Genomic DNA, 7,763 nt, shown 5'->3' with positions numbered 1-7,763 from the left:
CCCAGGGCAGGGCGTTCGTCCGGCTCGGCGACTGGTCGGCCCGCAGGTTCCCGGCCCACTCGTCGTACCAGTGGCGCAACCGCTGCTGGAGGCCCCAGGGCGGCGGCACCGGCCGGCCGGCGGGCGGCCCCGCGGCCGTGCCGCGGTCCAGCAGCGCGGTGTCACCGGCCGCCACCCCCGCCACGATGAGCAGCGGGTCGAGCTCACTGCGCCGGCTGCGGACGTCGCTGACCGCCCTGACCAGTTCGACGCCGCCGTTCTCCCGGCTGATCCGGCGCAGGAACAGCACCGGCGGACGCGTCCGCTTGAACCCGCGCAGGTCCCAGCTGGCGCGCCGGTGGTTGTCCCGCAGGTCCTCGAACAGCGCCAGCACGTACAGCTGGAGCGGGAACGGCCCGCCCTCCCGCATCGCCTCGGCCACGTCGTAGGTGCGCGCCGCTATGGCCCGCCAGGAACGGACGGGCCGCAGCAGCCGCACGCTGGTCGGCCGGCGGCGGGCGGCGGACTGCAGGAACGTCGTGGTCAGGAACCACCGGCTCTCCCTGCGCAGCCACAGGAAGAGCGGAGCGCGCCCGGGGACGTGGTTGAGGCCGGCGAGAAGGATCATCAGTCCGATGCCGGCCAGCACGGCGACGTACCACTCGGGGCGGGTGAGCAGCGCGGTGAACGCGCCCAGGACGCCCATGGGCAGGAACTCCTGCACGTCGTTGAGGAGCAGCTGCCGGGGCCGGCGCGCGGGTCTGCGGGGCCGCCACCGCTGCCGGGCCAGGATGCGCAGCAGGTGCGCCTGGGCCTGCTCCCGCTGGGCGTTGCCGTCCGGTGTGCCGACGGGAACGGTCGGCCAGTGCTCACGCATCTCCGGGTCGTCGGTGGCCTCCTGGAGGGCGCGGACGAGGTTGAGGCGCGGGAAGGCGTAGGGCCGGTAGGCGCCGGACCGGCCGCCCCACTTCCGGGAGTCGCCGAGGTCCCACAGCAGCCGTGTGGCCCTCGCCAGGGGGTCGACGTCCCCCGGCTGCGGCTCGGTCGGGGCCACGGCCAGGCGCGTCCCGTGGCGCTGCTGGCCTTCGCACAGCTCGTCGACGAGTTCGGTGACGCGGTCGTCATCGGCGGGGTTCTCGGCGTGCAGCACGATGACCGGTATCGGGGAATCGCTCGTCCTGAAGTCCTGGATCAGTGACTCCAGCTGCCGCTGGACGTCGATCCCGGCCTCGGTCGACATGCCCGGGTGATCGCCCGGGCAGTCCTGAGGCAATGCGTGGTCACGACCGTGCATGGACACCCCCCGTGGTCTGAAGACACATGTGTCACAAGCACTTTGAGAATATCGTCTGTGACTGACAATCGCCCCTGAACGGAACGCGGACGGGCGTGCCGTCCCGACCGGTGCCCTCCGGTGCGCACCACGCGGCCGTGGGAGGATCGCTCGCCATGGGTGTGTCCGGGGTGGTGCGAGGTGTGCGGGCCGGGGTGTTCGCGGCCGTGTGCGTGCTGCTCGCCGCCGCCGGGCACGGGGCCGCGACAGGGGACATGCCGCCGTTGTGGGCCGACGCGGCCGGGTTCGGCGGCGTGTTCGCGCTCGGGTGCGCCCTCGGCGGGCGCGAGCGGTCGCTGCCCGGCATCGGCGCGGTCGTGCTGTGCACGCAGGCGGCCCTGCACCTGGGGTTCGACGGGGCGGCGCGTGCCGTGGACCGTGCGGCGCGTCCTCACGCGCGACCGCGTGCCGTCCACGGGTTGCCCCCGCACCTCGCCGCCCATGCGACGGGGCCTGACCTGCTCGGCGCGCACGCCACGGGCGTCCACGCGCTCGCCGTTCACGCCAGCAGCCCTCACCTGCTCGCCGCTCACGCCACGGGTGCCCACCTGTGCGCCGCTCTGGCCGTCTCCTGGTGGCTGCGGCGGGGTGAGGCCGCGGTGTGGTCGATGCTGCGCCGGGCCGCCACGCTCGTGCCGGTCCTGCCCGCCTGGTATCGGCGGGTCCCGCCGCCCCTGTCCGCCGGGCGGCCCGCGCCGCTCGTGCCGGCGGCGACCGGGCCGCCCCGCGGGGCCCCGCTGCGGCACGCGGTGCGGCGGCGCGGACCCCCGCCCCCCGTCCCGTACCGCAACCGACCACCGGCACACGTCACCCGTACGGAGATCCACTCGCTCATGTCCACGACACGTACCGCCCTGCGCCGCGCCGGCGCCGGCACCGCGCTCGCCGCCGCCGCCGTCCTGCTCGCCGCCACGGCCGCCTCGGCGCACGTCACCGTCCACCCCGAGAGCTACCCCAAGGGTGCCACCGACGGCGTCCTGACCTTCCGCGTTCCGAACGAGGAGGACGCGGCCGCCACCACCAAGGTCCAGGTGTTGCTGCCCACCGACCACCCCGTGCTCGGCGTCCTGGTCCACCCGCAGGACGGCTGGACGGCCAAGGTCACCACCAGCAAGCTGAAGGCACCGGTGAAGACCGACGACGGCACGATCACCGAGGCGGCCTCCGAGATCACCTTCACCGGAGGCCGTATCGGCGCCGGGCAGTACGAGGACTTCACCGTGGCCTTCGGTCAGCTCCCCGACGACGGCGGTCAGTTGGTGTTCAAGACGCTGCAGACCTATTCCGACGGCAAGGTCGCCCGCTGGATCGAACAGCCGGAGGCCGGCGGTGAGGAACCGGAGAACCCGGCGCCGACGCTGAAGCTGACGGCCGCCGCGACGACGGCCCCCACCACCACGCCGGCCCGCGCCACCACCGGCGCGGCGGACACCAGCGACTCCACCGCCCGCGGACTCGGCGTCGCCGGGCTGGTCGCCGGTGTGCTCGGGCTGGGCGCGGCCGCCGTCGCGCTCCGCAGCCGGGCGGCGCGGCCGTAGCGACAGGACCCGCGGGGCCGTAGTGATTCGACCCGTGGGGCTGTAGTGATACGACCCGCGAAACCGTAGTGATTCGACCCGCGGGGCTGTAGTGATACGACCCGCGGGGCCGTGGGGGGCGCGGGCTGCGCGTTGCCGAAGCGGCCAGGCCCGCGGGGCCGTAACGGCGTATAACCCGCGGTCAGTGGCGGCGCGGCCCACGCGGCCGTAGCGACACGACCCGCGCGACCTCCACGGCACCACCCACGGGGCCGGGGCGCGCGATCCGCAGGCTCGTGGTGTGCGACCCACGCGCTCGTACCAGCGCCACGCGGCCGTGTCGGCGATCCACGGGCTCGTGCCGCGCGACCCATGCGCCCGTAACCCACAACCCACAACCCACGCACCCCGTAACAGCCCCACCCACACGGCCGTCGCGCCCGGCCCGCGGGCTCGTGGTGCGCGAGCCCGCGACCCGCGACCCCGCCGGCCCCACCCACCGGGCCGTCCCCCCCCGCCCCCCGAGCGCATGCGCAAGGGCCCGGACCGGTGGCCGGTCCGGGCCCTTGTCTCTTCCTCGCCGGTGTTCAGCGCGCCGCCAGCTCCAGTTCCAGCAGTTGCTGCGGCTGTTCGGCCGGTACCCTCGCCGGCGTCCGCGCGGTCCGCCACAGCCAGGCGACGTCCCGGCCGAAGGACCACACCAGCGAGCCGAGCGCCAGCAGGACGACCGTCAGGTTCACCGGGGCGGGCAGCAGCCGCGCGCCCGCCACGAGCAGGCACACACCCTGCACCGCGGCGACGGTCTTGCGGGCGAACGACGGCGGCAGCGGTGCGGTCAGCCACGGCGCGAACCGGGCCGCGGCGACGAACGCGTACCGCATGCCGCCGATCAGCAGCACCCACGGTCCGAGCTGCGTCGCCACGTACACGCTCAGCACCAGGATCAGGAATGCGTCGACCTCCATGTCGAAGCGCGCGCCGAGCGCGGAGGAGGTGCCGGTGCGGCGGGCGACCTTGCCGTCCACGCCGTCCAGCAGCAGCGCCACCGCGGTCAGCGCGACCAGCAGCGTCACCGGCGGCGCGCTCTCGAAGGAGTCGGCGACCAGCGCGGTCACCCCGCCGACCAGGATGGACCGGCCGAGCGTGACCCGGTTCGCGGGGCCGAAGGAACGCAGCCGGGAGCGGTGCACGGCCCGGGAGAGGACCGCCCAGGTGGCGAACGCGAACACGAGTCCCGTCAGCCAGCCGACCGGCCCCATGCCGATCGCCGAGCCGAGCAGGGCCAGCAGCAGGATCTGCACACCCGCTCCCACAGCGGTCTCCTGCTGGAGCCTCGCGTCGTACGTGTTGTTCAGGGCCACCGCACATCCTCCGGCCGAGTGACAGAGTCGATCAAGGCCGCGTACTGTGCGCGGCCTGTGCACAACTCGGTACGTGAACAACTTCCCGATCGTTCAGGAGGATGCCGATGAACAGGTCGGCCCGCGCGTTCTGGCTCCGCTCGCCCGGCCACGGGGAGCTGCGTGACGTGCCCCTCGCGGAGCCCGCCGCCGACGAGGTGCTGGTGCGTGCGCTGTACTCCGGGGTGAGCCGGGGCACCGAGACGCTCGTCTTCCGTGGCGGGGTGCCGCACAGCCAACACGCCGTGATGCGGGCGCCGTTCCAGGAGGGCGACTTCCCGGGCCCGGTGAAGTACGGCTACCTCAGCGTCGGCGTGGTCGAGCAGGGCCCGGCCGAGCTGACCGGCCGTACGGTCTTCTGCCTGTATCCGCACCAGAGCCGTTACGTCGTTCCGGTGAGCGCCGTCACCGTGGTGCCCGAGCGGGTGCCCGCCGCCCGGGCCGTGCTCGCCGGCACCGTGGAGACCGCCGTGAACGCCCTGTGGGACGCGCGCCCGCTGATCGGCGACCGGATCGCGGTGGTCGGCGGCGGCATGATCGGCTGCGCGGTGACCGCGCTGCTCGCCCGCTTCCCCGGCGTCCGCCTCCAGCTGGTCGACGCCGACCCGGCCCGCGCCAGGACCGCGGAGGCGCTCGGCGTGGACTTCGCCGCGCCCAGCGACGCCCTCGGCGACTGCGACCTCGTCGTGCACGCCAGTGCCACCGAGGCCGGCCTCACCCGCGCGCTGCAACTCCTCGCCCCGGAGGGCACCGTCGTCGAGCTGAGCTGGTACGGCGACCGGAGCGTGGCCCTGCCGCTGGGCGAGGCCTTCCACTCCCGCCGGCTCACCGTGCGCAGCAGTCAGGTCGGCACCGTCTCCCCGGCCGCCCGGGCCGGCCGTACCTACGCCGACCGGATGGCGCTCGCGCTGGACCTGCTCGCCGACCCGGCGCTGGACGCGCTCATCACCGGGGAGAGCGCTTTCGAGGAACTCCCCTCCGTCATGCCGCGACTGGCGTCCGGTGAGATCCCCGCCCTGTGCCACCGGGTGCGGTACCCGGACACCGGTCTGACCTGAGAAAAGAGTGAGGAACGGCTGAACACGGGGAAGCGAAGAGCCGTACTACACGGCATCCACCGGCGGGCAAGGCCGGAGGACCAGACGCGCCGCACCTGGAGGGTCGTCCGTTGTTCAGCATCACCGTCCGCGATCACATCATGATCGCCCACAGCTTCCGCGGCGAGGTCTTCGGGCCCGCGCAGCGACTGCACGGCGCCACGTTCCTCGTGGACGCCACGTTCCGCCGCCGGGAACTGGACGAGGACAACATCGTGGTCGACATCGGCCTGGCCACCCGGGAACTGGCCGCCGTCACCGCCGAACTGAACTACCGCAACCTCGACGAGGAACCGGATCTCAAGGGCGTCAACACGTCCACCGAGTTCCTCGCGAAGGTCATCGCCGACCGGCTGGCCGAGCGGATCGCGAAGGGTGCCCTCGGCGAGGGCGCCAAGGGCCTGGCGGGGATCACCGTCACCCTGCACGAGTCGCACATCGCCTGGGCGAGTTACGAGCGTGACCTGTGACCGACCTGACCGTGCAGCGGGCCCGTCTGGCCTACGTGCCCGCGCAGCCCGCCGCCGAGAACGCCGGAATCATCCCCATGTCCCTGCGCACCGTGCACTTCGTGATGCCGGGCGGCGTCGACGACCCGGCCGCGCCCAGCGGCGGCAACGCCTACGACCGCCGGGTCTGTCTGGACCTGCCCGGCTTCGGCTGGCAGGCCGTCCGGCACGCCGTGCCCGGCGGCTGGCCGCGCCCGGACGGTGCCGCCCGCGAGCGGCTGGCCCGCACCCTGCGGGACCTGCCGGACGACACGGTCGTGCTCCTGGACGGCCTCGTCGCCTGCGGCGTCCCGGAGATCGTCGTCCCCGAGGCCGCACGGCTGCGGCTCGCCGTCCTCGTGCACCTGCCGCTCGGCGACGAGACCGGGCTGGACCCGGCCGTCGCCGCCGACCTGGACGCCCGTGAACGGGCGGTGCTGCGGGCGGCGGGCGCGGTGATCGCGACCAGCGAGTGGGCGGTCCGCCGGCTCGTCGCCCACCACGGGCTCGCCCCCGACCGGGTGCACACGGCCGCGCCGGGCGCCGACATCGCGCCCCTCGCGCCCGGCACCGACGGCGTCTCGCGGCTGCTGTGCGTGGCCGCCGTGACCCCGCGCAAGGGCCAGCACCGGCTGGTCGAGGCGCTCGCGGCGGTCCGGGAGCTGCCGTGGACCTGCGAGTGCGTCGGCGGCCTCGGGCAGGACCCCGCGTACGTCGACCACCTGCGGGAACTGATCGCCCGGCACGGCCTCGCCGACCGCCTGCACCTGACCGGCCCGCGTTCCGGCGCCGACCTCGACGCCTCGTACGCCGCGGCCGACCTGATGGTCCTCGCCTCCTACGCCGAGACCTACGGCATGGCGGTCACCGAGGCCCTCGCCCGGGGCATCCCGGTCCTCGCCACCGACGTCGGCGGCCTGCCCGAGGCGGTCGGGCGTGCACCGGACGGCGGGGTGCCCGGCATCCTCGTCCCGCCGGAGGACCCGGCCGCGCTCGCCGCCGAACTGCGCGGCTGGTTCGGCGAACCCGACGTACGCCGCCGCCTGAAGGCCGCGGCCCGCGCGCGGCGCGCCGCGCTCGACGGCTGGGCGACCACCGCCCGCAGCCTGGCAGGAGTCCTCGGGCGGCTCCCCGAACCCCCGAGGAGGGTGGCATGAGCACGGTGCCCGAAGAGGAAACGGTGCCGGTCGTGTCCGGCGCGCAGGGCTTGGTCCCGGCTCAGCCCGGGCCGGGGGAGGGGGAGTCCGTGCCGGAGACCTCGAAGGCGGGCGGGCACGACCCGGCGGCGGACGGCGGGGAGCCCGGCGCGGGCACCGCCTCCGTCATCCCCGGTGCCGGGCCCGTGGGCCGCCCCGGCGAGCGGGCCACCGTACGGCTGCGGGACGAGGACGCGCAGGAGCCGCCGCGGTACGCGCCCGAGTGGCTCCAGCTGCGCGAGAGCGCCGACGCGGCGGCCCGCGCGCCGGAACTGCTCGACCCGTTGCGCATCCGGCTGGCCAACCTGCCGGGCCGGGCCGGCGGGCTGGTCGTGCACGACCTGGGGTGCGGCACCGGCTCCATGGGCCGCTGGCTGGCCCCCCGCCTGGACGGCGCCCAGCACTGGATCCTGCACGACCGCGACCCCTACCTGCTGCACTTCGCCGCGGTCGCCTCCCCGCGCTCCGCCGCCGACGGCAGCCGCGTCACGGTGGAGACCCGGCGCGGCGACGTCGCCCGGCTCACCCCGGACGTGCTGGCCGGGGCCTCGCTGGTGACCGCGTCCGCGCTGCTGGACGTCCTCACCCGGGAGGACGTCGAGACACTGGCGGACGCCTGTTCGGGCGCCGGCTGCCCGGCCCTGCTCACCCTCTCCGTCGCCGGGCGCGTCGACCTCACCCCCGCCGACCCGCTCGACGCCGAGATCGCCGAGGCGTTCAACGCCCACCAGCGGCGCGACGGGCTGCTCGGTC

At 75.0% G+C, this 7,763-nt stretch carries 5 protein-coding genes and 2 pseudogenes; 5 read left to right on the top strand and 2 right to left on the bottom strand.

All coding sequences use genetic code 11. The features are described 5' to 3' along the window. Window positions 1–1,219: pseudogene (locus IE312_RS39425) on the bottom strand (ABC transporter substrate-binding protein); the annotation flags it as partial. 926 nt (window positions 1,220–2,145) lie between these two features. On the opposite strand from IE312_RS39425, the gene IE312_RS09905 reads away from it, so the two are divergent. Further along, the gene (locus tag IE312_RS09905; RefSeq protein ID WP_189980824.1) at window positions 2,146–2,850 is read left to right on the top strand and encodes a YcnI family protein; all 705 of its coding nucleotides are present in this window, start codon (window positions 2,146–2,148) and stop codon (window positions 2,848–2,850) included. Between the two features lie 566 nt (window positions 2,851–3,416). On the opposite strand, the gene IE312_RS09900 is transcribed toward IE312_RS09905, so the two are convergent. Further along, complete coding sequence (locus tag IE312_RS09900; protein ID WP_189980390.1) at window positions 3,417–4,190, bottom strand: CDP-alcohol phosphatidyltransferase family protein; 774 nt, start codon at window positions 4,188–4,190, stop codon at window positions 3,417–3,419. 107 nt (window positions 4,191–4,297) lie between these two features. Between IE312_RS09900 and IE312_RS09895 the strand changes: the two genes are divergently transcribed. From IE312_RS09895 to IE312_RS09880, 4 genes and pseudogenes are all read left to right on the top strand, one after another. Then, entirely contained in the window at window positions 4,298–5,287 is a 990-nt protein-coding gene (locus IE312_RS09895) for a zinc-dependent alcohol dehydrogenase (RefSeq protein ID WP_189980387.1), read from the top strand. A 110-nt stretch (window positions 5,288–5,397) separates the two neighbouring features. After that, window positions 5,398–5,796, top strand: a complete 399-nt coding sequence (locus IE312_RS09890; RefSeq protein ID WP_189980385.1) for a 6-pyruvoyl trahydropterin synthase family protein — start codon at window positions 5,398–5,400, stop codon at window positions 5,794–5,796. Continuing rightward, entirely contained in the window at window positions 5,793–6,971 is a 1,179-nt protein-coding gene (locus IE312_RS09885) for a glycosyltransferase family 4 protein (protein WP_189980383.1), read from the top strand. The genes IE312_RS09890 and IE312_RS09885 overlap by 4 nt, the downstream gene beginning before the upstream one ends. Continuing rightward, a pseudogene (locus IE312_RS09880) lies at window positions 6,968–7,763 on the top strand (class I SAM-dependent methyltransferase); the annotation flags it as partial. The gene IE312_RS09885 and the pseudogene IE312_RS09880, both read left to right, overlap by 4 nt.

Origin of the sequence: Streptomyces capoamus (assembly GCF_014654935.1) — a bacterium.
In the GTDB taxonomy this organism is placed as follows: domain Bacteria; phylum Actinomycetota; class Actinomycetes; order Streptomycetales; family Streptomycetaceae; genus Streptomyces; species Streptomyces capoamus.
Note: the sequence above shows the minus strand (reverse complement) of the source record. Positions and strands in the feature narration are given on the sequence as shown.